At 56.1% G+C, this 26,537-nt stretch carries 26 protein-coding genes and 1 tRNA gene; 11 read left to right on the top strand and 16 right to left on the bottom strand.

The features are described 5' to 3' along the window. The first annotated feature begins 240 nt into the window (after positions 1 to 240). Entirely contained in the window at positions 241 to 2,181 is a 1,941-nt protein-coding gene (asnB, locus tag M9H61_RS07135; RefSeq protein WP_250284159.1) for an asparagine synthase (glutamine-hydrolyzing), read from the top strand. A 253-nt stretch (positions 2,182 to 2,434) separates the two neighbouring features. Continuing rightward, on the top strand, positions 2,435 to 3,979 hold the full coding sequence (gene glpD / locus M9H61_RS07130) for a glycerol-3-phosphate dehydrogenase (protein WP_250284158.1): 1,545 nt from the start codon (positions 2,435 to 2,437) through the stop codon (positions 3,977 to 3,979). 21 nt (positions 3,980 to 4,000) lie between these two features. On the opposite strand, the gene M9H61_RS07125 is transcribed toward glpD, so the two are convergent. Next, positions 4,001 to 4,270 (bottom strand): TfoX/Sxy family DNA transformation protein, encoded by a 270-nt coding sequence (locus M9H61_RS07125; RefSeq protein WP_250284157.1) that lies wholly within the window; start codon positions 4,268 to 4,270, stop codon positions 4,001 to 4,003. 135 nt (positions 4,271 to 4,405) lie between these two features. Between M9H61_RS07125 and M9H61_RS07120 the strand changes: the two genes are divergently transcribed. Next, on the top strand, positions 4,406 to 6,199 hold the full coding sequence (locus M9H61_RS07120; protein ID WP_250284156.1) for a Na/Pi cotransporter family protein: 1,794 nt from the start codon (positions 4,406 to 4,408) through the stop codon (positions 6,197 to 6,199). Positions 6,200 to 6,229: 30 nt separating this feature from the next. On the opposite strand, the gene M9H61_RS07115 is transcribed toward M9H61_RS07120, so the two are convergent. Both M9H61_RS07115 and M9H61_RS07110 read right to left on the bottom strand, forming a co-directional pair. Then, entirely contained in the window at positions 6,230 to 6,724 is a 495-nt protein-coding gene (locus M9H61_RS07115) for a GNAT family acetyltransferase (protein ID WP_250284154.1), read from the bottom strand. Positions 6,725 to 6,923: 199 nt separating this feature from the next. After that, complete coding sequence (locus tag M9H61_RS07110) at positions 6,924 to 7,583, bottom strand: hypothetical protein (RefSeq protein ID WP_250284151.1); 660 nt, start codon at positions 7,581 to 7,583, stop codon at positions 6,924 to 6,926. A 206-nt stretch (positions 7,584 to 7,789) separates the two neighbouring features. Between M9H61_RS07110 and M9H61_RS07105 the strand changes: the two genes are divergently transcribed. From M9H61_RS07105 to M9H61_RS07095, 3 genes are all read left to right on the top strand, one after another. Beyond that, positions 7,790 to 8,515: a response regulator gene (locus M9H61_RS07105; protein WP_068518677.1), complete on the top strand. Its 726-nt coding sequence runs from the start codon at positions 7,790 to 7,792 to the stop codon at positions 8,513 to 8,515. Beyond that, positions 8,512 to 10,134 carry an ATP-binding protein gene (locus M9H61_RS07100; protein ID WP_250284149.1) on the top strand — a complete coding sequence of 541 codons (1,623 nt, stop codon included), beginning with the start codon at positions 8,512 to 8,514 and terminating at the stop codon, positions 10,132 to 10,134. Before M9H61_RS07105 ends, M9H61_RS07100 begins: the two co-directional genes overlap by 4 nt. 381 nt (positions 10,135 to 10,515) lie before the next feature. Continuing rightward, entirely contained in the window at positions 10,516 to 11,820 is a 1,305-nt protein-coding gene (locus M9H61_RS07095; RefSeq protein WP_114113552.1) for an adenylate/guanylate cyclase domain-containing protein, read from the top strand. 83 nt (positions 11,821 to 11,903) lie between these two features. Here M9H61_RS07095 and M9H61_RS07090 read toward each other — a convergent pair whose 3' ends face one another. From M9H61_RS07090 to M9H61_RS07035, 12 genes are all read right to left on the bottom strand, one after another. Then, positions 11,904 to 12,482 (bottom strand): hypothetical protein, encoded by a 579-nt coding sequence (locus tag M9H61_RS07090; protein ID WP_250284147.1) that lies wholly within the window; start codon positions 12,480 to 12,482, stop codon positions 11,904 to 11,906. Positions 12,483 to 12,557: 75 nt separating this feature from the next. Continuing rightward, positions 12,558 to 12,821, bottom strand: coding sequence for a RebB family R body protein (locus M9H61_RS07085; RefSeq protein ID WP_068518673.1), 264 nt, complete (start codon positions 12,819 to 12,821; stop codon positions 12,558 to 12,560). Positions 12,822 to 12,880: 59 nt separating this feature from the next. Beyond that, entirely contained in the window at positions 12,881 to 13,204 is a 324-nt protein-coding gene (locus M9H61_RS07080; RefSeq protein ID WP_068518672.1) for a RebB family R body protein, read from the bottom strand. A 111-nt stretch (positions 13,205 to 13,315) separates the two neighbouring features. Then, entirely contained in the window at positions 13,316 to 13,540 is a 225-nt protein-coding gene (locus M9H61_RS07075; protein WP_068518671.1) for a RebB family R body protein, read from the bottom strand. Positions 13,541 to 13,733: 193 nt separating this feature from the next. Then, on the bottom strand, positions 13,734 to 14,027 hold the full coding sequence (locus tag M9H61_RS07070; protein WP_068518670.1) for a RebB family R body protein: 294 nt from the start codon (positions 14,025 to 14,027) through the stop codon (positions 13,734 to 13,736). Between the two features lie 11 nt (positions 14,028 to 14,038). Next, entirely contained in the window at positions 14,039 to 14,338 is a 300-nt protein-coding gene (locus tag M9H61_RS07065; RefSeq protein WP_068518669.1) for a RebB family R body protein, read from the bottom strand. A 125-nt stretch (positions 14,339 to 14,463) separates the two neighbouring features. Next, positions 14,464 to 14,799: a RebB family R body protein gene (locus M9H61_RS07060; RefSeq protein WP_068518668.1), complete on the bottom strand. Its 336-nt coding sequence runs from the start codon at positions 14,797 to 14,799 to the stop codon at positions 14,464 to 14,466. Positions 14,800 to 15,035: 236 nt separating this feature from the next. Beyond that, positions 15,036 to 15,359 carry a RebB family R body protein gene (locus M9H61_RS07055; protein ID WP_068518667.1) on the bottom strand — a complete coding sequence of 108 codons (324 nt, stop codon included), beginning with the start codon at positions 15,357 to 15,359 and terminating at the stop codon, positions 15,036 to 15,038. Between the two features lie 240 nt (positions 15,360 to 15,599). Further along, positions 15,600 to 16,943 (bottom strand): RNA polymerase sigma factor, encoded by a 1,344-nt coding sequence (locus tag M9H61_RS07050; RefSeq protein ID WP_250284145.1) that lies wholly within the window; start codon positions 16,941 to 16,943, stop codon positions 15,600 to 15,602. A gap of 289 nt (positions 16,944 to 17,232) precedes the next feature. After that, positions 17,233 to 17,718: a hypothetical protein gene (locus M9H61_RS07045; protein WP_068518665.1), complete on the bottom strand. Its 486-nt coding sequence runs from the start codon at positions 17,716 to 17,718 to the stop codon at positions 17,233 to 17,235. Then, on the bottom strand, positions 17,718 to 19,328 hold the full coding sequence (locus tag M9H61_RS07040; protein ID WP_250284143.1) for a hypothetical protein: 1,611 nt from the start codon (positions 19,326 to 19,328) through the stop codon (positions 17,718 to 17,720). The genes M9H61_RS07045 and M9H61_RS07040 overlap by 1 nt, the downstream gene beginning before the upstream one ends. A 285-nt stretch (positions 19,329 to 19,613) precedes the next feature. Next, a tRNA-Thr gene (locus tag M9H61_RS07035) sits at positions 19,614 to 19,689 on the bottom strand. Positions 19,690 to 19,885: 196 nt separating this feature from the next. On the opposite strand from M9H61_RS07035, the gene M9H61_RS07030 reads away from it, so the two are divergent. Beyond that, entirely contained in the window at positions 19,886 to 20,662 is a 777-nt protein-coding gene (locus tag M9H61_RS07030) for a class II glutamine amidotransferase (protein WP_250284140.1), read from the top strand. An 18-nt stretch (positions 20,663 to 20,680) separates the two neighbouring features. On the opposite strand, the gene M9H61_RS07025 is transcribed toward M9H61_RS07030, so the two are convergent. Beyond that, the gene (locus M9H61_RS07025) at positions 20,681 to 21,463 is read right to left on the bottom strand and encodes a DeoR/GlpR family DNA-binding transcription regulator (RefSeq protein ID WP_228196645.1); all 783 of its coding nucleotides are present in this window, start codon (positions 21,461 to 21,463) and stop codon (positions 20,681 to 20,683) included. Positions 21,464 to 21,662: 199 nt separating this feature from the next. On the opposite strand from M9H61_RS07025, the gene M9H61_RS07020 reads away from it, so the two are divergent. Genes M9H61_RS07020 through M9H61_RS07005 form a run of 4 tightly spaced genes read left to right on the top strand, consistent with a single transcriptional unit; the run spans position 21,663 to position 26,537 of the window. Continuing rightward, entirely contained in the window at positions 21,663 to 22,640 is a 978-nt protein-coding gene (locus M9H61_RS07020; protein ID WP_250284138.1) for an ABC transporter substrate-binding protein, read from the top strand. A 41-nt stretch (positions 22,641 to 22,681) separates the two neighbouring features. Further along, on the top strand, positions 22,682 to 24,376 hold the full coding sequence (locus M9H61_RS07015; protein ID WP_250284136.1) for an iron ABC transporter permease: 1,695 nt from the start codon (positions 22,682 to 22,684) through the stop codon (positions 24,374 to 24,376). After that, positions 24,364 to 25,449, top strand: a complete 1,086-nt coding sequence (locus tag M9H61_RS07010) for an ABC transporter ATP-binding protein (protein WP_250284133.1) — start codon at positions 24,364 to 24,366, stop codon at positions 25,447 to 25,449. Before M9H61_RS07015 ends, M9H61_RS07010 begins: the two co-directional genes overlap by 13 nt. Beyond that, the gene (locus M9H61_RS07005; RefSeq protein WP_114113558.1) at positions 25,449 to 26,537 is read left to right on the top strand and encodes an MBL fold metallo-hydrolase; all 1,089 of its coding nucleotides are present in this window, start codon (positions 25,449 to 25,451) and stop codon (positions 26,535 to 26,537) included. The genes M9H61_RS07010 and M9H61_RS07005 overlap by 1 nt, the downstream gene beginning before the upstream one ends.

Below are 26,537 nucleotides of genomic sequence, written 5' to 3'. Positions count from 1 at the left end.
TCTATGTCGACGTGACCGCGTGCGTTTGGATGGCAGTATATTATTGGTTGTAGGTCCGGTGACGATATCATAACTCTGCGTCGTCATTGCACAGTCTGTTTTGCCGTTTTCACCCTGTGGAATAGAGGGCAATGGCAAAAACGGTTTTGACCGATCATTTCCGGTCAATATCCAAATGTTTTGATTGTAGAATGGGCCGTTATTGTTTTAAGTATCGGCAGGGTTTTACAGGATTGTTTTATGTGTGGAATTGCCGGTTTATGGCTGTCTGGACGGAGTGACGCAAGCGGATTGGGCGATGCTGTATCGCGCATGAACACTGCGTTGCATCATCGTGGTCCCGATGGCGGCGATGTCTGGGTTGATCAGGAAAACGGGCTGGCCTTGGGGCAGCGCCGTCTTGCAATCATTGATCTTTCCGATGCCGGCAAACAGCCGATGCATTCGGCCAATGGCCGTTATGTCATGGTCTATAACGGCGAAATTTATAACGCGCCCGAACTGCGTGAAAAACTTGCCGCTGCCAATATCCAGGTCGCCTGGCGCGGGCATTCCGATACCGAAGTAATCCTTGAATGCATTGCCCATTGGGGGGTGCGCGATACGGTCAAACGCCTGATTGGCATGTTTGCCATCGCACTTTGGGACAAGCAGACCAAAAAGCTGACCCTTGTGCGCGACCGGCTTGGCATCAAGCCGCTTTACTGGTCGCGCTATGAAGGCAATATCGGTTTTGCGTCCGAGGTAAAGGCGCTTCTGGCGGGCAATGCGATTTCACGCGAAGTCAATCGTTCGGGGTTGGAAGCCTACCTTCGGTTTGGCTATGTGCCATCGGGGCTTTCGATCTATTCGCATGCCAAGATGCTCAAACCCGGTCACATTCTGGAAGTGTCATCGCATGATCAGGCAACCGAATTTGCCTATTGGTCGGTCGAAGATGCTGTTCTGAACGGACAAAAGCATGCCTGGAGCGGCGATGATCAAAGTGCGATCGATGCACTTGAAGATTTGCTGCGCGATGCGGTTCAGCGTCGCATGGTGGCCGATGTGCCGCTTGGCGCGTTTCTGTCCGGCGGGATTGACTCATCGACCATCGTTGCCCTGATGCAGTCGGTCTCGGATCGGCCGGTCAAAACATTTTCGGTCGGGTTCGAGGACGAAGCCTTTAACGAGGCGGCCTTTGCCGGGGAAGTGGCGCGCCATCTCAAGACCGATCACACGGAACTTTATGTCACGCCCCAGGATGCGCTGGATCTGGTGCCGAAACTTTCGGAAACCTATGACGAGCCGTTTTTTGACAGTTCGGCGATCCCGACCTATCTGATTTCGGCCCTGACGCGCAAGGAAGTCACGGTTGCTCTGTCGGGCGATGGCGGCGATGAAACATTTGGCGGTTATACGCGCTATCTTTGGGCCAAACAGCTTAGTGCGGCGGCGGGCGGTATTCCGTTCGGGGCGTCGCTGGTGTCGCGCGGGCTGACCATGCTGTCGCCCGAACAGTGGGACAATCTGGTCGGGCTGGTGCCCGGCAAACTTTCGACCAGCGCGATTGGCGATAAAATCCACAAAGCGGCACCGCTTCTGGCGATCCGTGATGATATTGATCGCTATCATGCGCTGTTGTCATTGTTTGATACCGACAAACTTCTGGGCAGCCGTTCCACCCGCAAGAAATTCCGCGTGCCGGGCGAAAAGTTCTGTCGCAACCGCAATCTTGATTATGTCTCGTCCATGCAGGTCATGGATACGATGATGTATATGGTCGATGATGTGCTGACCAAGGTAGACCGTGCATCAATGGCCAATTCGCTTGAGGTCCGCGTACCGTTTATCGATCATCGCGTGATCGAATTTGGCTGGCGTTTGCCCGCACGGCTTAAAATGAACGGATCGGTGGGCAAACATGCCTTGCGCCAGATCCTGTATAAATATGTGCCGCGCGAAATGATCGACCGGCCGAAAACCGGTTTTGGTGTGCCGCTGGCACAGTGGCTTCGCGGGCCGTTGCGCGAATGGATGGGCGATCTTTTGGCCAATGACGCGCTTTATAACGATTTCGGCCTTGATCGTCGCCAGATCGAAAAATTGCAGCAGGAACATATGAGCGGCAAGCGCAACTGGGGCCACCAGCTTTGGACGATTTCCATGCTGTCTGACTGGCAGAAACGCTGGCTGGCCTGATCGAACGATCAATTCCCGCATCCCGTATCCAATCTTTGATGAACGCCCCGCCTGAATTTCAGGCGGGGTTTTTCAATTTGTTTCAAAAATGAACTTTTGATCATTTTGCATTGGCTGTCCCGAGCAATGTGGCGGTGGCATGTTTCTCGGACATGGCTGCGTCGAATAAATGTCACAATTCGAAACTTGAAAATTTTCGAAAATGAAATATTTTAGCGGGAAAGAGATTCCTTTTTGCTGAAAGAGGCCCCGCATGGCTGAGACTGCACATTACGATCTGATCATTATTGGTGGCGGCATCAACGGTGCCGGTATTGCGCGTGATGCGGCGGGGCGCGGGCTTAAGGTTTTGCTGTGTGAAAAGGATGATCTTGCCAGTGCAACATCGTCGGCCAGCACCAAGCTGATCCATGGCGGTTTGCGCTATCTCGAACATTATGAATTTCGTCTGGTGCGCGAAGCGTTGACCGAACGTGAAGTGCTGCTTGGCAATGCGCCGCATATCATCTGGCCGTTGCGCTTTGTTCTGCCCCATCGCGATGATTTGCGTCCGGCCTGGATGATCCGCCTTGGCTTGTTCCTGTATGACCATCTTGGCGGCCGTAAAAAGCTTCCGGCTTCCGAAGGCATTTCATTTGCCAATCATGTTTCCGGTGCACCGCTGCGGGACGGGATGACCAAGGGCTTTGTCTATTCCGATTGCTGGGTTGATGATGCGCGTCTGGTGGTTCTCAATGCCATTGATGCCAAAAATTGCGGGGCTGAAATCCTGACCCGGACCGAATGCGTCGGCGCCAAACAGATCGACGGGCACTGGCAGGTTTCCCTGCGTGATCAGCAAAGCGGTCAGGAACGCCAGGTTTCCGGGCGGATGCTGGTCAATGCGGCGGGCCCGTGGTGTGCCGATCTGATCAATCCGGACAATGGTGTGGTGCAATCAAAAACCAGCGCCAATATCCGCTTGGTCAAGGGTAGTCACATTGTGGTGCCAAAGCTGTTTGATCATGATTATTGCTATATTTTCCAGAATGGCGACGGGCGCATTGTCTTTGCCATTCCCTATCAGGATGACTTTACCCTGATTGGCACCACCGATGTTGATTTCACCGGCGATCCGGCCAAGGTCAAAATTGATCAGAACGAAATCGATTATCTGTGCAAACTGGCCAGTGGCTATTTCAAAAAGCAGGTGGCATCCGACGATGTCGTCTGGACCTATTCCGGGGTGCGGCCGCTTTATGCCGGCAATGGCGAAAGTGAAAATGCATCCAAGGTGTCGCGTGACTATACCCTGAAACTCGAAGCCGATAGTGGTGCGGCCCCGGCCTTGCATGTTTTTGGCGGCAAAATCACCACCTATCGCAAGCTTGCCGAACATGCGCTTCAGATCATTACCCGCCAGCTTGGCACCCGCGATGCGCCCTGGACGGCCAAAGAACCGCTTCCGGGCGGGGATTTCCCCAATGCATCCTTTGATGATGCATTTGCCCATTATGCCAAACGATATGACTGGATGGATCACGGTTTGTTAAAGCGCCTGCTGCGCGCATATGGCACACGCATCGACATGATCATCGGTACTGCGACAAAGATCGATGATCTTGGTGTCTGTTACGGCCATGACCTGTATGAAGCCGAATTGCGCTATCTGATTGATCATGAATGGGTAAGCAAGATTGATGACCTGATCTGGCGGCGGTCCAAACTTGGCCTGCGTCTGTCTTCCGAACAGATTGCCGCGCTTGAAAACCGTCTGGCACAGATCGACGCCGATCCCAGGTCGGTCGCCGCCGAATAGGACGGGCTTTGAACGCGGATATCAGGACTGCGCGTTTGACAGTTCTTCACGCAATGTGTCGAGTAACGTGCGCAGTTCCTGTTTGCGGGCAGGCGTGATATCGCGCCAGTCCCGGTCATGGATCGCACCTTCAAGCGCATAAAGGTAGTTCAGGCTGATTTTCCTTTCACCGCCAAAGCGAAACAGCAGGCGGCGCGTGACTTCGACGATGCCGGTCGCGATAAGCTGATCGCGGTTTTCAATCCCGATTTCGCGCAGTTCACGTGACGATGTCGGACCGATATTGCGCATGGTTTTCCTTTGTTCGGGGTGGTGCGTGCACATCGCGTTGGGCATGTCTTCACTGGTCGTGCTGGCACCTGACAGTGTGAATAATCTGCTGTATGGTCGGTTTGTTTTCAACCGATTACCTTGACCGGTCCCCTGATGACAGCATTGTTCAAACCCGTTATCGCAAGTGCGATCCTGCTTCTTTTGACCATTCCGGTCGCAAAGGCCGCAGACGATTTTGTGCCGCTTGAAACCGGGGCAATGATGGTCGGGCTGGTTGGCGGTCTGGCACTTTTTCTGTACGGGATGGACCATCTGGCAAGCGCGCTCAAGACCCTTGCCGGGGCGCGGTTGCGATTTATCCTGTCGAAAATGACGCGCAACCGCTTTATGGCGGTGCTTTCGGGCGCACTGGTTACCGGTCTTGTCCAGTCGTCAAGTGTGACCACGGTTCTGGTGGTGGGCTTTGTGTCGGCGGGCCTGATGCCCTTTGCCCAGTCGATTGCCGTGATCATGGGGGCCAATGTCGGCAGTACCCTGACCGCGCAAATCATTGCCTTTCGGGTTGATGCGATTGCACCGCTGGTGATGGCCATCGGATTTGGACTGACCATGATGGCAACCCGCAAACGCGTTGCGATGGCGGGCAAGGCGATCCTTGGCACCGGGATGCTGTTTTTCGGCATGGGCATGATGAGCGATGCGATGGAACCGCTTCGCACCTATCCGCCCTTCATCGATCTGATGGCCGAGATGCAAAACCCGGTTCTGGCAATCATTGTTGCGGCATTCTTTACCGCCCTTGTTCAATCCAGTGCGGCAACCACGGGCATTATCATCGTTCTTGCCGGGCAGGGGCTTGTGACACTTGATGGCGGCATTGCCCTTATTTTCGGGGCGAATATCGGCACCTGTGTCACTGCACTGCTGGTGACAATCGGCAAGGGGCGCGATGCCCTGCGTACCGCCATCGGCCATGTTCTGTTCAATGTCGGCGGTGTTTTCTTGTGGCTGCCGTTTATTGCGCAATTGTCCGAATTTGTGACGGATATTTCATTTGCGACCAATGGCGGGCAAACCGATATCGCGCGCGAAATCGCCAATGCGCACAGCATTTTCAATATTGCCAATGTGATCCTTATGATCGCCTTTGTGCCATGGATCGCCCGTCTGATCGAAAAGATCGTGCCACCGGAAACGGTGATTGATCCGCCGCTTGATCCCAGCCCGAAATATCTGATGGCAGAAGTCACCAATACGCCGGCGGCCGCGATTGCGCTGTTGCGCAACGAGGTCATCCATATGGGCGACATCGTGACCGATGTGGTGCGCCGCGGGCGCGAAAACATGCGCAAGCCGACCAGCAAGAAATTGCAAAGAATTGCAGAACTTGACGACGGGGTGGACAGCCTGCAGGACGCGATTGCCCTGTTTGCCAGCAAAATGCGCCGATCCGAACTTTTGCCCGGTGAACTTGACCGGCTTCAGAACGAGCTTGAAGTCAGTAACCATCTTGAAGCGGTTGGCGATCTTGTCGCCGAGGAAATGGTCGAACTGGTTTCCGAACTGATGGATTTGCGCCAGATCCCGTCCGAAGAACGCCGCGCCCAGATCACGGAACTGTTTGAAATTGCCGAAAACTGTCTGAAACAGGCGCTGACCGCCTATTCGGGGGATGATATGGAAACCGCAAGGGCGGTTTTGGCCCGTGATCAGGAATTTGGCGCAAAGATGGAAGTGACATTGCACCGGATCAGCGATGCGATCGGACCGCGCGATGTCGATATCCGGTGTTATCGCATCAATGTTGCACTGGTTGAACGGATCAACCGGCTGTTTCAGCGGGCATGCCGCATCGCCCATGTCACGATTTCGGGGCTCGACGGGCACAAGGCTGCTGGCGATGATGGGCAATCACCGCCAACAGTCACATTGCCTGAAACATTCTGATCACGGTTTGGTCAGGGGCAAACCACCCGGTTACAGTTCCGGGCGTTCGATCGGCGGGGTGTCGATGTCCTTTTGCATGACCGTGACATCAAGCGCGCGATAGCCAAGATGGCGATAGAAATCCTGTGTCCTGCTGTTTTCCGAACGCACCATCAATTGCATGCGCCAGACGCCCTGATCGCGCAACCAGCCTTCGCCGATATCCATCAATTTGCGGCCAAGTCCCGATTTCTGAACGGACGGGGCAACCGCCAGATAATATACCCAGCCACGATGACCATCATGACCGGCCATCACCGAACCGATGATGTTATTGCTGTTATCTTCCCAGACGAAAAGTGTCGCGTCCGTTGCCTCGATCGCAAATCGCACATCCCATGCCGGCGGGTTATAGGGGCGATAAAGCCCGGTATCCTGCCAAAGCTGGGTAAGCGCGGGGATGTCTTCCAGGGTTGCGGTTCTCGGGGCGGTTTTGGGATTGGCTGCGGGGGCAGGTGTTTGGTTTGTTTGGGGCGTGGTTGTCATGGTGGTTCTTTCGGGGCGCAGTTTCTAATGGGCAACAATGGGGGCGTTATCAATGGCGGTCAAATGCAAAACCGTTACAGATCAATGTAAAAAAAGGAAACGCCCCCAAGGGGGAAACCTTGGGGGCGCTGGGGAAGTCCGGAGCATCGGTTGGGAATGAAGGCCCCGGACCGGGGTGGGGTCGTTATCTGCGTGCGGCTTAGCTGATCGGGCGGCCGGTCACGCTGCTGAGTTCCATTTCACGAACGATGTCGCCGGCCTGATTGGTTACGGTCGCGGTATAGGTGCCGCGCGGCGTTTCAGCCAGGCCGCCCAGTTTCAGTTCACCATTGCCAAACCGGATCACCATCGCACTGGCCAGAAGGTTCATCTGATCGGCGGTGAATTTGCGGTTGTAACGTTCGGCCTTGTCCGGGCGCGGCAACAATTTGCGCAAATCATGACGTTCATCACGGTCCATGCGCCCGGTTTTGGCATCAAACTTGACCACTTCGACCACGCCGCCTTGTGCATTGACTACAAGGACGTCGATCTTGCCCGGTTCTTCTGCCATCAGGGCATCACCGGTCTTAAGATCAATCGTGCCGGTTTTAAGCAGCATGGCATCAATCAGAATGCGCGCCTCGGCCGGGGTCAGGGGAACTGCGCGTTCGCGATTTTCGCGGTAGAATTTTCCACCTTTGCGATGATCACCGCGGTCGCCATCAAATTTGCCACCATGATGATCACCACCAAACATGGACCATTCACCGGGGCCACCATGGCCACCCTGACCAGCCTGGGCGGCGGCAATCGGGGTTGCGAGCACACCAGATGCGATCAGGACAGCTGCAAGTTTGAGTTTGTTGTTACGTTTCATCGTAAACCTCGTGTCGTTGGGGGATCGTTTGCTGAGGTCCGTTATCACCGATGATTGTCGCGAAATGATCCCCGGTAAACATCAAATTGGTCGCAAGATTTGCCAAAACCGGGAAATGCGACAATTTGATACAAATTGGCGTTTTTGCCCCAATTGCCAACGCGCTAAGGTAAGCTGAGAACACCGTTGCAATGACAGGACCGCATATGAGCGACCAGCCCCACATTCTTGTTGTCGATGACCACCGCGATATTCGCGATTTGCTGGGGCGTTATTTGCGTCAGCACGAATACCGGGTGTCGCTGGCATCGGACGGGCGCGAGTTGCGCAAGATGATGGCTGATGATGTTTCGCCTGATCTGATTGTTCTTGATCTGATGATGCCGGGCGAAGACGGGCTTAGCCTGTGCCGCTGGCTGCGTGAAAATTATGATGTGCCGGTGGTGATGTTGACGGCCCTTGGCGAAGAAACCGACCGGATCATCGGGCTTGAAATGGGGGCGGATGATTATCTGGCAAAGCCGTTCAATCCGCGTGAATTGCTGGCCCGGATCAAGGCGGTGATGCGCCGGGCGCAAAGTCTTCCTGTCGGGCGCAAGGGGCCGCTTCCGGGCGGTGAAGTACGGTTTGACCGCTGGGTTCTGGATCGTACACGGCACGAATTGCGCGATGCCAATGACGTGGTGCTGCCGCTGAGTGCCGGGGAATACGGGTTGCTGTGCGCCTTTGTCGAACATCCCAACATGGTGCTTAACCGGGATCAGTTGCTGGATCTGACGCGCGGGCGCGAAGCCGTACCGTTTGATCGCAGCATCGATAATCAGGTCAGTCGCCTGCGCAAGAAAATCGAGGCAGATGCAAAAAATCCGACCCTGATCAAAACGGTGTGGGGCGGCGGTTATATGTTCACCTGCGAGGTGGTCGAAAAATGACCAAGCGCCGCCTGCTTAAACGTCTTTGGCCGCAAAGCCTGACGGCACAGCTTGTCTGTCTGTTGCTGGGCGCGATCATTCTGACCCATATCGTGCTGGGCGTGATGCTGGCCGATGAACGTCGTGATGCGCTGGCATCGGAACGCCGGGGCAATGCACTGTCGCGTGTGGCGGCAATTTCACGCATTCTGACCACCACACCGCATGAAAACTGGCGTGATGTGCTGCGGGTTGCCCAGTCACCGCAAACCCGTTTGCGGCTGGTTGACGAAACCGGGGTTGTGGCCTCGGACGGGCATATTCCCGACAGCCTGACCAGCCGGTTGAATGAATTCCTTGCCACCGGTTCGGGAACGCAGGCACCTGTGCCCGCCCGGGTCGAAATCCTGACCGAAGACGAATGCTGGCGCGAACGCAAAACATTGCGCAACGCCAAGGAAGCCTTTCTTGATCAGAAACACGATCAGAACCCGGCACGTCCATCGGGCAAAAATGGCGATTATCATTTCCATGACGACCGCGCAGCCCCTTGGGAATTGCGCTATATGGAACGGTTTGACTGCCATGTCGCACCGGTGATGCAGATCGCCGTGCCGATTTTCACCGCGGTCGGATCAACGTCGGAAGACGGCATGATTGATGATGCCCCGACCACAACCGAACCCCCGCAAAACCGCCCGGAAAACGCCCGGCCGCAAGTCTGGCTTGAAGCGATGATTGGCGGGGTGATGCCTCCGCCCTGGTTTGTTTTTGACAATGTGTTGCGGGTTGCCTTGTCGGCCCTTGTCATTGCCGTGATCACATTCTTTATCACCCGGCGGATTTCCCGGTCCTGGGCGCTTTTGGCGCGTGCAGCCGATCGGGTGGGGCGCGGCGATTATCCCGAACCGGTGCCTGAAACCGGGCCGATTGAAATCCGGCGGGCGGCCAAGGCCTTCAATCGTATGACAGCGCGTCTCAAACGCTTTGTCGAGGATCGCACACGCATGCTTGCGGCGATTTCACATGATTTGCGTACACCGATTACGTCGCTTCGATTGCGGGCCGAATTCGTCGATGATCCTGAAAACCGGGCGCGGATCATTGAAACGCTTGATGAGATGGAGCAAATGGTCGAAGCCGCGATGGCCTTTGCGCGCGAGGAAACGGCAAACGAGGACACCCGCAAGATCGATATGACTGCACTTGTGGAATCCGCGGTCGAAGATCTGGCCGAAACCGGGCGGGCGATATCATTTGTCGGGGATGGGGCACCACGGGTTTATCCCTGTCGACCGCTATCGGTCAAACGGGCCTTTGGCAATCTGGTGTCCAATGCCCTGCGATTTGGCAAGCATGTCGAAGTGACCGTGTGTGATGCCGATGATGGCGGTTTATGGATTGAAATTGCCGATGACGGGCCGGGTATTCCGGTCGAAAAACGCGAACAGGTGTTTGAACCGTTCTTCCGGCTTGAAGAATCACGCAATCGTGACACTGGCGGTATCGGGCTTGGTCTGGCAATCGCGCGAACAGCGATCCGGGCCCATGGCGGGGAGATATATCTGGAAGATGCGCCAAAAGGTGGGCTTCTGGCCCGTATCTATCTGCCACCGGCCCGAACCGAAACCGGGGTGTAAATCACGATCGGGCAGCCGGTAATCCAAGCGGTTTCAGAGGGTTAAGAATTTTTGACAATTTGCCCTTGCGTTTTTAATGACCAATAGTCATTTGTGTGCCGGGAAATAGATTGTTTCCAAATCAATAATTGCGAATTGGCATTGCTGTTCTATGTAGGGTTTGCACTTGATCCAATGGCAAAGATGACGTCAGAGCCGTCAAAAGATGATAGGATGCTGTTCGTGCCCGCGATAAAACCGATGCATCCGGGCAAAACACGGCTTTGACGGCCGACAGGTTTCAAGCAGGTCGGATCAAACAGTTTGGCGATCAATCTGGCCTTTGGATGAAGTGCAACCCTGGCGATGCAAAAATAAGCGTGTAAACGGACGGAGCGAACAATGAACAATAACCAGCAGGATTCAGCGGTCGTGACGTCGCTGCCAGGGACCAATTCGGCCCAGGCTGCGCGCGGTTTTGTGCGTTCGGTCAATGACTGGCTGATGGAATGCGCGCTTGATGATACCGACATCAGCGAACTTCTTGCTGGTATGGTCAGTCGCCTTGTCGCATCGGGCATTCCGATTGACCGTGTCATGGTTGCTTTCAAAACGCTTCATCCCCTTTACGAAGGGGTTTCCTATATCTGGAACAAGGAAAGCGGTCAGGTCGAACGCTCAACCCATATGGGGGTTGGCGATCAGGATCAGGATTGGGCCGAAAGTCCGATGAAATGGATGCTTGATAACGATGTCAGCTTCATGCGCCGCCATCTGATCGGGCCAAGTTCGGTGATCGATTTCCCGGTTCTTGAAAGTTTCCGCCGCAATCGTGGTACGGACTATTACGCACTGATGACACCGTTTGTCACAGACCGCGACAGCACGCTTGATAGCAACCGTATCTTCATGACCTATCTTACGCGTCGACCCAGCGGTTTCTCGGACGAGGATCTGGCAATTTTGTCGGGCATCCAGCGCCGCTTTGCCGTGTCGTGCAAAATGCGGATCAACCACGAAGAAACCAGCACCATTCTTGAAACCTATCTGGGGTCTGATGCCGGTGCGCGGGTGCGCAACGGTCAGATCAAACTGGGTGACAGCACCAAAACCCGGGCGGTGATCTGGTTCTCGGACATGCGCAATTCGACCTCGATTGCCACCCATGTTGGCGATGATGCCTTTCTGGGGGAAATGAATGATTTCTTTTCCGCAACCGCGGGGGCGGTGCTTAAACATGGCGGGCAGGTGTTGCGCTATATCGGGGATGCGACCTTGGCGATTTTCCCCATCGGCGATGATGAAAACAATCTTGAAACAGCCTGTCTTGCGGCCCTTTATGCCGCCGCCGAAGCCCAGATCAATATCGATACCCTGAACGCCAAGCGCGAAGAAGAAGGCAAGCCGCCCTTTGATTACGGGCTGGGCATGCATGTCGGTGATGTGATTTACGGCAATGTCGGTGTGTCCGAACGCGTTGATTTCACCGTGGTCGGGCAGGCCGCCAACGAAGCCGCCCGGATCGAACAACTGACCAAGCAGCTTGGCAAACGTGTTCTGGTCAGTCAGACCGTCGCGCGGTTCATTTCCTGTCCGACACAGGAAATGGGGGCTTATGAACTGCAAGGAACCGGTGTCAGCGTCAAGCTGTTTGCCCCGGATTTCGCCGAGGCCTGCCACCGGATCGAATTGATGCGCGCGGGCTAGGCCCGCCCGAATGCGAACATGAAAAAGGCCGGTACATCAATGTGATGAACTGGCCTTTGTCTTTTTCCCCGGATGGAACGCTGTCAGGCAAGACTGTCGAAATCCTTCACAACGCTGCTTGCTGATTCACCGACATTGGAAAATGTCTTTTGGGCATCAGTTACCGCCTGTGTCGCAGCCTTGATGATATCGGCATAGGGCGACACTTCCTTTTTGACCAGCATCTGTTGCATGGCGACACCGGTCGTGGCGGATGCCATTGACATGATATTGCGCAAATAATCGGTGGAATCCTGAACCGCATAGGCCGCGGCTTGGGCGACTTTCTGATAGGCAACACCGTTTGCACCGGGAAATGCCCCGTTCAGAACCGCATGGTTTGTGGTGCCCACCGCCTGAACGATCTGGGGATTGAGTGCGGTGCTGAGCGGCGGGGTGTTGTTTGTGCTGCCTGAACCGCCCTTGTCAGAACTGTCACCCGCATCGCCCGATCCGCCGTCAGCGGATTTGTCGCCGGCGGATTTGTCGCCGGCGGCTTTTGCGCCGCCATTTTCGCCGGCGGGCGGATTTCCGTCCTTTTGGCTGTCCTGACCGGTATCGGCGTTTTTGTCGGCATCTGTGGTTTTGGATGCGTCGGGATTGGTGTTGTCGTCGTCTGCCATCATGAACCTCTTGCGGGGCGAATGAATGCGCCGTTGTTGTCACTAACCGTGGGCATCAGATCCTGCGGGCACCGATCAGGTGCCGCCGCCACCTTTGCCGCCCATGCCGCCGCCGGTACTGTCAAGGATCATGCGACACGCGCTTGATGTGACGGCATTGCCAATCTGTTGCAGCCCGCCCTGGGTTTGCATGGCGTTTTGCATCGACAGACTGATGGAATGGGCCATCGTCTGATACACAAGGCCCATGGCCTGTGCGGGCGCCTCGCCAAGGACCTTGACGTTGGTCTGTGTCACGGCGTCCGTGATTTGTGCATTTACAGGGGTGTTGTCTGCCATTTCACGCCCTCATGTTTGGACCGTTGCCTGGCCGCAGAAAGACCGGGCTGGTCAGGTGCCTAGCGGCGGGTTGCTGCCAAAATAACCAGAAGAGTCAACAAGGCGTCGGCGTTGTCAGACCGGCCAAGTTTGGCGGTGGCCTGGGCGCCGGCCATGGTATTGACCGAATAAAGCTGCATCACGCCCTGATTGGTGGCGGCCTGCGAACAGATCGATGCCTGTTGCTGGGCCTGCACCGCATTCTGGAACAGGATCGAAGTCGAATGTGCGGCACTTTGATAGATCGAGCCCATCGCATTGGCGGGTGCAGATCCAAGAACACTGACCGAGCTTTGGGTAACTGCATCGGTAATCTGACCGTTCACCGGGGTTGGAATAGCCATGATATCCTCCGAAAAGGCGGTCCGGGTGACCGCACATCTTTAGACGCGTAATGCGAAGTTTTGTGACCGGGTTCGAAAGCCTTTTTAAAAGGGGGCCTTGCGAAATGTCGGTTAGCCGGCCTGGGCTGTAATCAGCGCCACCAGTTTCGATGTGGCGGTATTGACGACCTGTTGCATGTTTCCCTGGGTCAGGGTGGCGTTTTCCATCGCAAGACCGGTTGCATGCGAATGCGATTGCAGGGCAATGGAAACCGCCTGTGCCGGGCTTTCGCCCAGAACCTTGACGTTGGTCTGGGTAATGGCATCGGTGATTTGCGGATTGACGATATCACTCATGGTACGTCCTCTTTTTATTCACCGGACTCCTGGGACTGTTCGTTTGTATCGTCCGAACCGTCTTCCCCGTCCTGGGTGCCGTTGCCAAGAAACATCCGGTCAAGATCGCCCCAGTCGGTTTCGTCATCCCAGAACGCGCTTTTCTTGGACGCGACGCCCTGTTGCTCAGGCGGCGGCAGCGGGCTTTCCCCACTCAGCTTTTGTTGTTGGGGTTCGGGCCCTTGCCCTGAAGCGCCTGTGTAAAAAAATTTGGTTTGCTGTCCTGTACGGACAGGGTGGCCTTGGCGCACTCCATCGTGGTTGCAAGGCTGGCAACGGCAAGCTGTTGCTGTTCATTGACCATATTGGCAAACAGGATGCCCTGTGCCTGGGCCTGCGACAGATAGGATTGCATTGCCCCCATTGCCGGACCATTGGCAATGACCGAGGTATTGGTCTGGGTGACGCTGTCGGTAATCTGTTCGTCGACTTCGTTGGGAGTGCTCATCACGGTGATCCTTACTGGTTACGACGATTCATCATCTGCATCACGCTTTGGGTCATGGTGGTCATGCCAATCATTGCGTTTTGCTTTTGGGCGGAAACCATGTTCGCCATCAAAATGTTCTGTGACTGGGTCTGACCAAGCATCGATTGCAGGGCGGCATAACCCGGCCCGGCCCCCAATGTTGCAACATTGGTCAGCGCGACACAGTCCGTGATCTGATCAGAAACAGCGCAGAGATGCTGTTCATCCGCAGCAGCCGTTTGGGTCTGCTGTGAACTGTCGCCGTCTTGCGCAGATGGTGTCGCTGGCATGTCCGTCTCCTTGGCTGGCGTAATTTGTACTTACCGGTATGACGTGCGAACGCCGACTTTGTGACAGAAAAAGCCCGGCAAGCTTGCGCATGCCGGGCGGGGTCGGCGGCGAAACCAATATGGAATTACGACACGGATGTTCCGGTCGTTGCTTTGAGTGCCGTCAAAAGCGACAGCATGTTGTCGGGCACGTCGCTTGCGGCCAGTTTCGAAGTTGCAACCGCACCAGCCATGGTGTCGACAGAATAAACCTGAATGACGCCCTGATTGGTGGCTGCCTGGGAAGAGATGCCGACCTGTTGCTGGGTACTGACGGCGTTCTCGTAGAGAATGCCATGAGAATGCGCCAGCGACTGGTAAAGCGAGCCCATGGCCATTGCCGGCGCATCGCCCAGAACCTTTACGTTGGCCTGGGTGACTGAGTCGGTAATCATGCCATTGACCGGAGTGTTATCAGCCATTGTGTATCTCCTGGTTGCCTAAAGAAGTGCCGGAAGGAAATTGACCCTCGCAACCGGCCCTTTCCGCATGTCTTGCGGTCAGACTTTTGACGGGGGCCGCGGGGTGTTGTGACGCAAAGCGCAGAAAAACTTGACGGGTCGGGCCGGTCTGGATCCCCAACGTAAATCGGGCGGTCGCTGATGGTTGCAACCGCCCGATTTAATGAAGACCTGCTTGGGGATACAGGGATTAGATATCAGCTTTTGACGGCCTGAAGCGCGGTCAGAAGCGAAAGCATGTTGTCGGGAACATCGCTTTTGGCAATCTTGGAGGTCGCAACCGAATCTGCCATCGTATCGACCGAATAGATCTGGATGACGCCCTGGTTGGTGGCGGCCTGCGAGGTGATGCCGATCTGCTGCTGTGCGCTGACGGCGTTTTCATAAAGAATGCCGGTGGAATGTGCGAGGGACTGGAAGATCGAGCCCATTGCCATTGCCGGGGCGTCGCCCAGAACTTTCACGTTAGCCTGGGTGACTGCATCAGTGATCTGACCATTGACCGGGGTCGGAATCGCCATTGTAAAGTCTCCTTCGTGTGCTTGTGCTGTGTGCTGCTTGCTGTTGTGATCTGACGGGGTTTCGCCGTCCCGTATTCAGTCTAAAGACGTTGGCCATATTGGGTTGTGACGCGTCTTTTCATTTTATCTGTTGTTTTTTGCATTCGATGATGCCCGGGGATGTCGGGGGATGCCCGGGGATACCAGGGGATGCCCGGCTGTGCCTTGTTGGCGCAGTCCGGGCCAGGACAGGCAGGCCGATTACTGGATGCCTGCCCCTCTGAGATGTTCGCGCGCCAACTGGACACGTTTGCGCACGGCGCAATTGCTTAGTCCCAATGCTTCGGCAATTTCGTCGTAACTGCGATCCTGGACGCACCGCATCAAAAGCGGTTTGCGCAGTTTTTCCTGCATTGCCATCAAGGCTGTTTCAAGCTGGTCAAGCTGTTCGCCAGCAAGGAATGATTCTTCGGGGCTTGGAATGACCGGGGCGGTCATCGGGGATGCCGGGGTATCGGCACTGCCGTGGGTTTCTTCGCGATATTCCGCCTTGCGCCGGTTCTGACGATGCAGATCGATGCAGGCGTTATGGACAATACGCGACAGCCATGCGCGATGGTTGCGGATTTCGTCCATGGAATCTTCGAATTTTGTCGATGCCTTGACCATTGCCTCGGACAGGGCGTCCTGAGCGTCATCCATATTGCCGGACATCAGTTTCAGGCATTGCTTCAAAAGACTGTCTTGCTGATCGATCCACAGCGGCCAGAAATTCGGTGCCGCGGGGCCTGTTTGCGGATCAAGTGCGGTTTCATGCGCACGGGTCGGATTGGGCCAGGCGGCGTTGCCGGTATCTTCTGACGGGATGTCTTGGGCAGGGGGATAGGTCGGGGTGTCCGGGGCTTGCGGCATATCGCGCATGCCCGGAACCGGCTGGCGCAGATCAGTGCTTTCCGGGGATGTCGGCAAAATGCCGTGCAAGACATCCATCGGTGACAGGCCGGACGTGTTGCCAAAACCCGGCAGGGCGCCTGCGATAATATCTTCCGGGCGTGGGCCGTTGCGGGATGGTTCGAGCCCCGGGAAACCGGCAAGCGGATTGAAATCCGCCGGATAGCCCGGAGGCGGGCTGTATCGATTGGTGGCCGGGGCGGATGCTGCCGGTTGGGGCGCATCGGACTGCACATTGTGCGATTGTGGGGGCGGGGTTTGGCCGTTTGAAAGGTCGGACCGGTTTTCCCCCGGCCGTTCGGATGGGGCCGCAAGATCAGAAGAAATGTGGGCTGCGTGCTGAATGATTGACGCCGCATCCAGTGCCAGGGAAGGGGTGCCTGAACTGTCTGAAAGGTTGCGGTCGGGCGGGGCCGGATTTCGGGTTCCTGCTTCGCTGTTTGTGCCAAGCAACGCGTCGGTAACCGCAAGCCTGCTAAGATAATCTTCGGCAATGCGGGCACGCTGGTCGGGTTTCAATCGCGACCAGATGGAAGTGACGTTATCGCCATCTTCCATCGCCTGGCTAAGAGTTTGATCAAGGCTTTGAACGAAATGCAGCTCGGCCTCTGTAAGGCCAGCCTCTTCCTGTTGGTTGTTTTTTTCGTTCTGCACTATGGACCCCTCCAGTTGATAGATTGCAACCATAGGCTGATTAAGTTGTGCGACGTTTATTATGACGTGATTTCTAAGTGATTGTGAATAAAAGTTATTGCACAATTTTAAGTTGTATCACGGCGCGTATCTTCACAGCCTGCTTCATTCGGGCCAAGAGAGTAGTCGTGCACGTAGTTTTTCTGACTGTGCTGTTGTTTTTCGGGATCTTTGCTTTGATCCGTACGCGTGCCGGTTCGGTCAGGATGCGATGGGCAGATGCCCATGGCGGTTCCCGACCTGTGCCGGATCAACCTGTTTTTGCAGGCTGTGAATTCCTGGGGCTTTCCTTGTCCCCGGCCGGTGGCGCCGGCTCGTTTGAATCCTGTGCGGGAAAAGCATTGGCAAGTGCCGTTTCGACCTTGTCGGAAAGCAGTTGCATCCTGAGATCGATTTCGCGTGTGATGATGTTGCGAATTTCCGTGGCGATATCGAACATGATCTGCTGATCGCCATGGTGGTTTGCCGATGATGTCATTTGCGGAGCACCTTGTGCTGGATAACCTGTTGGGTGCCCGCTGCCCGGACGCGGGGGCAACGGGGCGGTCACGCCCGATTTGACCTGTTCGGCGTGATTGGAAATCGTGTATCGCTGATCAAGAACCTGCTCGCGGGCGCGCTCGGCGGCCTGGGTCATGGCTTTCTGGGTGGCCAGATATTCCTGATTGAATGCCTTGCGCACAGCATCCTTACGATCGCTGGCGGTGGTAACATCCTTATGCGCCTGACCAGACATCAGGTGCCTCCCTTGGTGGAATTGTTCGGGGTGCTGCCTTTGGTGGTGCGCGACGATCCCTTGGTCGATGCCGAACCGTCCGATCCGGTATCCTCACCGGATGCCGGGGCATCCTGATCGGCCGATCCATCGGAGCTTGCGCCACCGGCTTTGGTTCCGCCGGTTTTGGCGGAGGCCGGTTTTGCCGGTGCGGTATCATCGGTGCTGGACGGCAGAACAAAGCCATACGTCGCCAGATCATCCTCGGTCGGGCTTGCGGCAACACCGGTCAGGCTGGTTTCAAGGCGTCCATTGCTGTTAGACACCATGCTTGCAGCCTTGCAGGCGGCATTGTCGCTTTGTGCCGCGCATGTCAGGATGGCGGTCGGCGTGCAGCTGCGCGTATCGGTCAGAAGCTGTGCGGTGACATTGAAACTTGTTTCCTGGTCATAGCGCACAAGGGTGACAAGGCTTGCGCCCTTGTCGCCTTCGCTGGGCGGGGTGATCTGGACCCAGAACGGAATGGTATAGTTCGGCCCGGCCAGGATGTTTCCCCCGACAATCGGGCTTGGCAAGGTTCCGGTATATTCAAACTGCACCGGGATCGGCGCACGGTCGGCAAAGATCAACCGGATCAGCGCAAGGTTGGGGGCGGCATCACCGGGGATTGAACCGACGGCCTGTTCGAGATGCAGGGCATAGGGGCCGCCGCTATAGACCGGGACTTCAGATGTTTGTGGCAGGGTGTCATCCTGTGCGGAGCTGTCAAACAAAAGCGCGCGCAATTGTGAGGGTACTGATGTCGGCACCGATACCGACAGTTCGGATTGCGCATCGGCAGACGGGCCGACATGCAATTTCCAGCTTTTGAGGCTTTCGGGGCTTTCATCGGCAATCAACCGTGCACCGATCGCGGTCTGGGCGGTCGTGCGGCCCGATGACATCGGGTACCCCTGTGCCATTGTGATGGTCCAGTCCGGGGTGTCGGCATCGCTGCTGGCATTCCCGTGCAGACTGGGCATGGCAGTTCTGAACATGTCATCGGCAATTACAGCCCCCTGAAGATCGGTTTTGCTCCCATCCTTATTGATGATGGTGACCCCCCACTGCGCTTGCGAGGTGCTTTCAGAAGAAGTTGTGCTGTCAAAGAAGGAGCTGCTCATTGCGGAGGCCTCGCTGTTTCCTGTTCTGCCGGTCGTCCGGGGGCTTTGTGCGGCTTGGGCGATGACGTGTGTCGGATCGGGTATGGCGCTGTTGAAATTCGGTTTTGGCGCGCCTGAACGGGGCGTGCCCGGCCCGTCGAACAGAAAACGCTGGATGATTTCAAAGGCGGTTTCACCGGGCTCGCTGATTTGGCCACTTTTCGGGGTGGCTGGCCGCGATGCTCCGCCGGGGCTGTTGACCGGGGGGCTGTCAATCAGGCCGAATTCCTGACAAAGGGCGGTCATGATATCGAGTGCGGCCTGCGGCTCGTTCAGTGGGCCGGGCTGGGGCGCAAACGAGGTCTCGGTGGGCTCCTTTAAGCCTTTTTCTGCCGCGGCGGGGCCTGCTTCGTGCAGATTGCTGCTGCCATCAGATGGGCTTGATGCGGATTTGGCCGGATCTGGTTTGGGCGCGTCACTGTCTGTCATGCATGCATTCCCCAGTGTTGCCCTTGTGGTGGATTTTGCGGCCGAAATGGCGGCCGAATTGACCACAAGGATTTAAACGGTTCCGTGCATTCAGACGTTCAAAGGGCGGGAATGTGAAAATATTGCCTCTGTACAATGGGGCGATACGGGGCTTTGAGGCGCAAATCCCGTCTGTAAAAGACCGCGAAAATTCACGAATGTCGCAAGCTTTTCAAAGCCCGGAAAACACAAAACCCGCCGAAAGTGCAGCAAGCTGTACCTTGGCGGGTCTTGGGTTTTACAAAATGGTGCTGGTGATAGGATTTGAACCTACGACCTACGCATTACGAATGCGCCGCTCTACCAGCTGAGCTACACCAGCACGATTCATTTTGTGGCGCGGAAAATACGGACAATCACCAAGCTTGGCAAGTGCTTTATTGTTCTTTTTCCCAACAAGCCATTTGGGCGCAGCCATGCCTTAAAATCAAACCGGCAATAGATAATATCACATTGACCGTACTGTAATTATGCGGCTTAGATGCGTGCTGTTGGAATTCATGCTTTGGGGGCAGGTTATGTGTCGTTGGCTCAGCTATGTTGGTGATCCGGTTTATCTTGAAAAGCTGGTGTTCGAGCCGCGCCATTCCCTTGTCGAACAAAGCCTTCATGCCGAACAGGCCAAAACGCCGACCAATGGCGACGGGTTTGGCATTGGCTGGTATGACGAACGCCCGACCCCCGGGCTTTATCGTGAAATTCTTCCGGCCTGGAATGATCCGAACCTGCGGTCGCTTGCCCATCACATCAAATCGGGGCTGTTTTTCGCCCATGTCCGGGCTTCGACCGGCACGCATACCAGCCGCACCAATTGCCATCCCTTTGCCCATGACAAATATCTGTTCATGCATAACGGCCAGATCGGCGATTACCCGCTGGTGCGCCGGTCGCTTGAAAACATGATCGAGGATGAATTCTATGCCGGCCGGCAGGGATCCACCGATAGCGAGCTGATCTTTTGCCTGATGTTGACGCTTGGTCTGAAAGAAGACCCGCACCGCGCGATCCGCCGCACCATCGAAGTCGTCGAAAATGAAATGAAGCTGCGCGGCGCCAGCGCCCCGTTCCGTTTCACCGCTTGTCTGTCAAACGGTAAAAGCGTCTGCGCCATCCGCCACGCCAGCGACGACAAACCGCCATCCCTTTACTGGCGCAAACGCGACGACCACGTCATTGTCGTATCCGAACCGCTTGATACCGATACTGAAAGCTGGGCCGCTGTCGCACCGAACCATACCCTTCATGTCGAAGGTGGTCTGGTGGTGAGCGAAGAAGCAACCATGGCGTGCCAATAAAGCAGCTTTGTTTCTGCGTCAGTTTACCACGACAATCTGAGACCGCGCTTTGACCAATGCACGTTGCAGGGCATCGCCGGGTGCGCTGTTGAGAAGTACCGTTTGAAAATCGCTGGCGTGGCCGTCACGGCACAGGGCTTTGCGGCCAACCTTTTTCTCGTCGATCATCAGGATCGCGTGATCGCAACAGCTGACAAGTGCGCGCCTTGCGCGGACTTCATCCATGTTGAAATCAAGCAAATCGCCGTCATCGGTCATGCCGCCGACACTGACAATCCCGTAATCGGCGCGAAGCCCGCCAAAGAAGTCAGCACTATCGGCTCCGATGATATCAAGATCACGGGTGCGGACCGTACCACCGGCAAGCCGAAGCGTGACATTGGGGGCGTTTTGCAAGGTCAGCACCACATGCAGGTTGTTGGTCAGTACGGTCAAATTGCGATGCGATGAAAGATGCTGGGCGGCGAGTTCGGCGGTGGTGCCGGTGCCAATCGCAATCGTGCAGCCCTCAGGGATCAGTTCGGCGATCTTGGCGGCAATCGCCATCTTGCCCGATCGGTTCCAGACTTCGCGCTTTTCATAGGCCGAGTTATCCGGATCAGGTGCGGGGCCCGCAAGGCCGTGACGGCGAAACACGCGCCCCTGTTCCTGCAGATCGCGCAAATCGGTGCGGATGGTCTGGACCGATACATTGAACCGGCGCGCCAATTCTTCGACCGCCATGAAGCCACAGGATTTCACAAGGGCGACGATACGGTCACGGCGACGGTCAAGCGGAACAGGATCTGGGATCTCGGACACGTTTATTTCTTTCGTTCGAAAGGCATGGTTTCGTTTGTGTTCCGAGTATAGACGGGCCTGAATGTAACTGAAAAGCCCGGTTTACCTGTTGAAACATTTAATTCTTGGTGTTGTCACACAACTGTTATCGAAATCCATATAGCTTCCGGATCGAAATGTTTTCGAACGAAACCTTCTTTCCGACTAGGGGATGCCGATCATGCGTAACGTTCTTCTTGCTGCTGTCGCGACTGCGGCGATGATGCTGCCGGTTGTTGGCCAGGCTGCGGAAAAGCTTGTTGTCTATACCAGCCAGCCCAACCAGGATGCCCAGACCACTGTTGATGCCTTTATGGCTGCCAACCCGGATATCGAAGTTGAGTGGGTCCGTGACGGTACCACCAAACTGATGGCGAAACTGCGCGCCGAGATCGCCGCAGGCGACCCGCGCCCGGATGTTCTTCTGATTGCCGATACGGTAACGCTGGAAGGCATGAAGCAGGAAGGCCTGCTGCAAGCGTACAAATCGCCGGAAGCCAAGGCCTATGAAGGCGCGCTTTATGATGCCGATGGCTACTACTATTCGACCAAGCTGATCACGACGGGCATTGTTTACAATACCGCAGCCAAGGCACCGAGCTCGTGGAAGGATCTTTCGGATGCATCGGCGAAAAACCAGATTGTCATGCCAAGCCCGCTTTATTCCGGTGCGGCCCTGATCCATCTTTCGACCCTGACCGAGAACAAGGATCTGGGTTGGGATTACTATCAGGCACTGGCCGCCAACGAAGCCCGCGCACAGGGCGGTAACGGTGGCGTCTTCAAGGCGGTTGCATCGGGTGAAAAACCGTACGGCGTGGTTGTTGATTTCCTTGCCATCCGTGGCAAAGCCAAAGGGTCGCCGGTTGATTTTGTCTTCCCGAAAGAAGGTGTGACCTATGTGACCGAGCCGGTCGCGATCATGAAAGACGCCAAGAACGTTGATGCCGCGCACAAGTTCGTTGATTTCGTTCTGTCCGATGCCGGTCAGAAACTTGTTCTTGATATGGGTTATATCCCGGCCCGTAACGACATGGCCCTGCCGGAAGGTTTCCCGGCGCGTAAGGACATCAAACTGATGGACTTCAACCCGGCCATCGCCCTTGAACAGGCTGAAGCGAACAAAAAGAAATTCGCTGATATCTTCGGGGCTGAGTAATGCAGGCAACAGGTCGCCTTCGCGGCGCTCTGCCTGGCATCATGACCAGATCCACAGGCAACCGGTCTTCGGACCGGTTGCTTTACTGGTTGCTGTTGCCGGTATTCGTGATTTCCATTCTGCCGATTGTCCGCCTGGCGTTTGAAGGCGTGTTTGTCGGTGGCGTGCCGTCGCTTGATTATTTCCGCGATGTTCTGGGATCGGGCGCAACATGGCAGGCAACCGCCAACAGCCTTTATACCGCAGGGCTTGGAACGATCATTTCGCTTTTGATCGGGGGGGCATTTGCCTTTCTGGTCGCACTGACCGATGTGCGCGCCAAGGCCGCACTGGTTTTCTGTTTCATGATCCCGATGATGATCCCGCCACAGATCACAGCCCTTGGCTGGGTGCAACTGACCGGGCCAAGCAGTGCGCTTTTAAATGCCTTTGGCATGGCACCCCCCATGGGATCGCCACAGCCGCTTTATTCCGCCGAGGGCATTGCGCTTTTGCTGGGTATCCAGCACGCATCGATCGTGTTTCTGACCCTGCGCGCCAATCTGCGCATGATCCCGCGTGAACAGATCGAAGCAGCCCGGCTTGCCGGTGCGCGCGGCGGGCGTTTGTGGTGGCAGATCATCCTGCCACTGACCAGCCCCGGGCTGATTGCCGGAACCGCGATGGCCTTTGTCACCGCACTTGGCAATTTTGGCATTCCGGCGATGCTGGGCATTCCGGCCAATTACCCGACATTGCCGACCCTGATCTATCAGAAACTGGCCGGGTTCGGCCCGTCGGTTCTGGGCGAAGTATCGGTTCTTGCCATGCTGATTGGCGCGATTGCCATTTGCGGTGTGGCCATTCACCACCGGCTGCTTGCCAACCGCGATTACCGTTTGATGGGGATGGTCGGACGTCCGCTTGATATCCGTCTGGGGGCGCGCCGTTCGTTGGTTGAAACCATCCTGTGGGCGGTTCTGATTGCAATTCTTGTCGTGCCGTTGATGGCGTTGATTGCAACCTCACTGGTGCCGGCCTTTGGCGTGAAGCTTGATTTCACCAATTTCAGCTTTGATGCCTTTAATCAGGTGCTGTTTGTGCAGCCATCAACCATCCGCGCATTCCATAACAGTTTCCTGTTGTCGGTGGGCGCGGCGGTGATGCTTGTTCTGGTGTGCTTGCCGCTGGCCTATCTGATGGTGCGCAAACCATCGAAACTGACCAAGCTGATCAATCTTCTGATCGAAGTGCCCTATGCGTTGCCCGGTGTGGTTCTGGCGATTGCGTGCATCTTGCTGTTCATCAAGATCCCGGTGATCGAAATCAGCCTGTATGGCACGCTTGGCATTATTTTCATCGCCTATCTGGCGCGCTTTCTTGTGATTGCGTTGCGCCCGGTGATGAACAGTTTCACCCAGCTTGACCCGGCCCTTGAAGAAGCAGCCCAAGCCTGCGGTGCCGGAATTGGCCGTCGCTTGCGCGATGTGTTGTTGCCCTTGGCCGCACCAAGCGCAGCAGCCGGGGCTTTGCTGGTTTTCCTGACTGCGTTTAACGAGCTGACTGTTTCGGCCCTTTTGTGGTCGGCGGGCAACGAGACGCTGGGTGTTTTGATTTTCAATCTTGATGACAGTGGCGACACCGTTCTGGCATCCGCCGTGGCGGTACTGGTCGTGCTGGTTGTGATCGCGTTGATGAGCTGTTTTCAGCTTGCATCGCGTCGTTTGCCCAAGGGAGTTGTGCCATGGCAGACATAAATCTTTCGCGCATTACCAAATGCTTTAGCGATTACCGTGCGCTTAATCAGGTGTCGCTTGACATTTCGGATGGGGAATTTGTTGCCCTGCTGGGACCATCGGGCTGTGGCAAGACCACGTTATTGCGATTGCTGGCCGGATTTGAAGAACCGGGCGAGGGGCAAATATCAATCGGCGGGCAGGTGGTTGCCGATCCGGCCAAGGGCGTGATGGTCAGTCCCGAGGACCGCAATCTTGGCATCGTATTTCAATCCTATGCCCTGTGGCCGCATATGTCGGTTGCGCGCAATGTCGGATATCCGCTTGAAGTGCGTGGCATGAACCGTGCAGATCGCGATCGCCGCATTGCCGAGGCACTTGATATCGTGGCCCTTGGCCCATATGCGGATCGCAGCCCCGCTGAACTTTCCGGCGGGCAACGGCAACGTGTGGCACTGGCACGGTGTCTGGTGATGGAACCGCGTGCGGTGTTGCTTGATGAGCCGCTGGCGAACCTTGATGTTCATTTGCGCGAAACCATGCAGCAGGCGTTTCTTGATTTCCATCGCCGTACCGGGGCAACGATGATTTACGTCACCCATGACCAGGCCGAAGCCATGGCAATGGCCGACCGGATCGCGGTGATGGACAAGGGCCATATTCGCCAGATGGCGGCCCCCGAAACCCTGTATCGCGAACCGGCCGATCGCATGGTCGCGGGCTTCGTCGGGGCGGGGTCGGTTTTGCCGATCACCGGGGTTGAGGTCGAAAATGGTGGCACATGTTCGGTGAAGCTTGGCGATACCCGCATTGCCGCACGCGTATGCCCGAAACTGGCCAGTAGCGGGCATATCAATGGGCAGGCGGGCCTTTGCCTGCGTCCCGAAGATGTCTGGGTCGAAGATGAGGCCCCCTTGCGCGGCAAGGTCGAGGATTGCGTTTATCTGGGCGGGCGGTTCCGGCTTTCGGTGCGCATCGATGATGAGCATACCCTGCCGGTCTATGCCAATCGTCGGGCACGGGTCGGGGAGCCGGTCGGGCTCAAGGTTGCCGATGGCTGGGTCTTTGACCGCCTTGCCGGTGAGGTCGCCTGATGTCAGCCCGGATGCGTGTTCTTTCCGGCCTTGGTGAAAAAGGCCCGGCCTGTTTGCGACTGGAATTCTTTAACCGGCGCTGGATGCTTGATTGCGGGGTTGGCCCCGAAAGTGATCAGGGATTTGATCCGGCCTGGCTGAATAAAGTTAACGCCGTTTTCATTACCCATGACCATATCGATCATATCGGTGCGGCCGAGGAAATTGTCGCGGCGGGACTGCCGATCTATTGCACCGAAGTCACCGCGCGTTCCTTGCCAAAGGGCGCGAAAGTCATTCCATTGCCGCCATGCGGGGAAATCCAGGTTGATGGGGTTACCGTCACCACCGGGCGCACCGGCCATTCGTTTGGCGGGGTGTGGCTGCATTTCGAACTGGGTGGCGGGGTGCTGTATTCCGGCGATTTCTGCCATGAGTCCGATTATTTCCTGTATGACACACCGCCCGATGCGGCGACCGTGATGCTTGATGCATCCTATGGCATGGAACAACTGACCCAGCAGGTCCGTATCGACAGTCTTCTGACCACCATGACCAAGCTTGACGGGCAGATACTGTTTCCCGTACCGCCCAGCGGCCGGGCCGCCGAAATGGCCTTGCTGTTTGAAAGCCATGGTCTGACCGACTGGTCGATGGATGATCGCTGTTACGGGCAGGTCAAGCAGGTGCTTGATACCCATGGTTCGGATTATGTGAATGGCGATGCGATCCGCCGTTTGCGCGGTCTTAAGGACAAGGCAAAGCATTTCAATCCGGATGCCAGATTGCTGTTGTGTCATGCGCCGTGCGCGACATTTGGCAAGTCGCGTGAACTGATTGATAAATGGCGTGATGCCGGACGGCTGGGATCAAGTGCGCATGTCATCTTTACCGGGTTCATGCCGATCGAGGCCCGCAAGATGGTTGAAAAAGGCCATGCGCATTTCCGGCGCTGGAACGTGCATCCATTGGCCGGGCACGTGATCGAGCTTGCCAATCAGTGCCACGCCATGCAGGTCGTGCCGCTTTTTACCAGCTGTCCCGAGGATTTTGGTCTTGTCGACGGGTTCGACGGGCGGCTACAGCTTGCTGATCGGTTCTATTTGTAA

Origin of the sequence: Thalassospira sp. GO-4, assembly GCF_023588965.1 — a bacterium.
Taxonomy (GTDB): domain Bacteria; phylum Pseudomonadota; class Alphaproteobacteria; order Rhodospirillales; family Thalassospiraceae; genus Thalassospira; species Thalassospira povalilytica.
The sequence above is the reverse complement of the archived record's forward strand: the minus strand, read 5'-3'. Positions and strand labels throughout refer to the sequence as shown.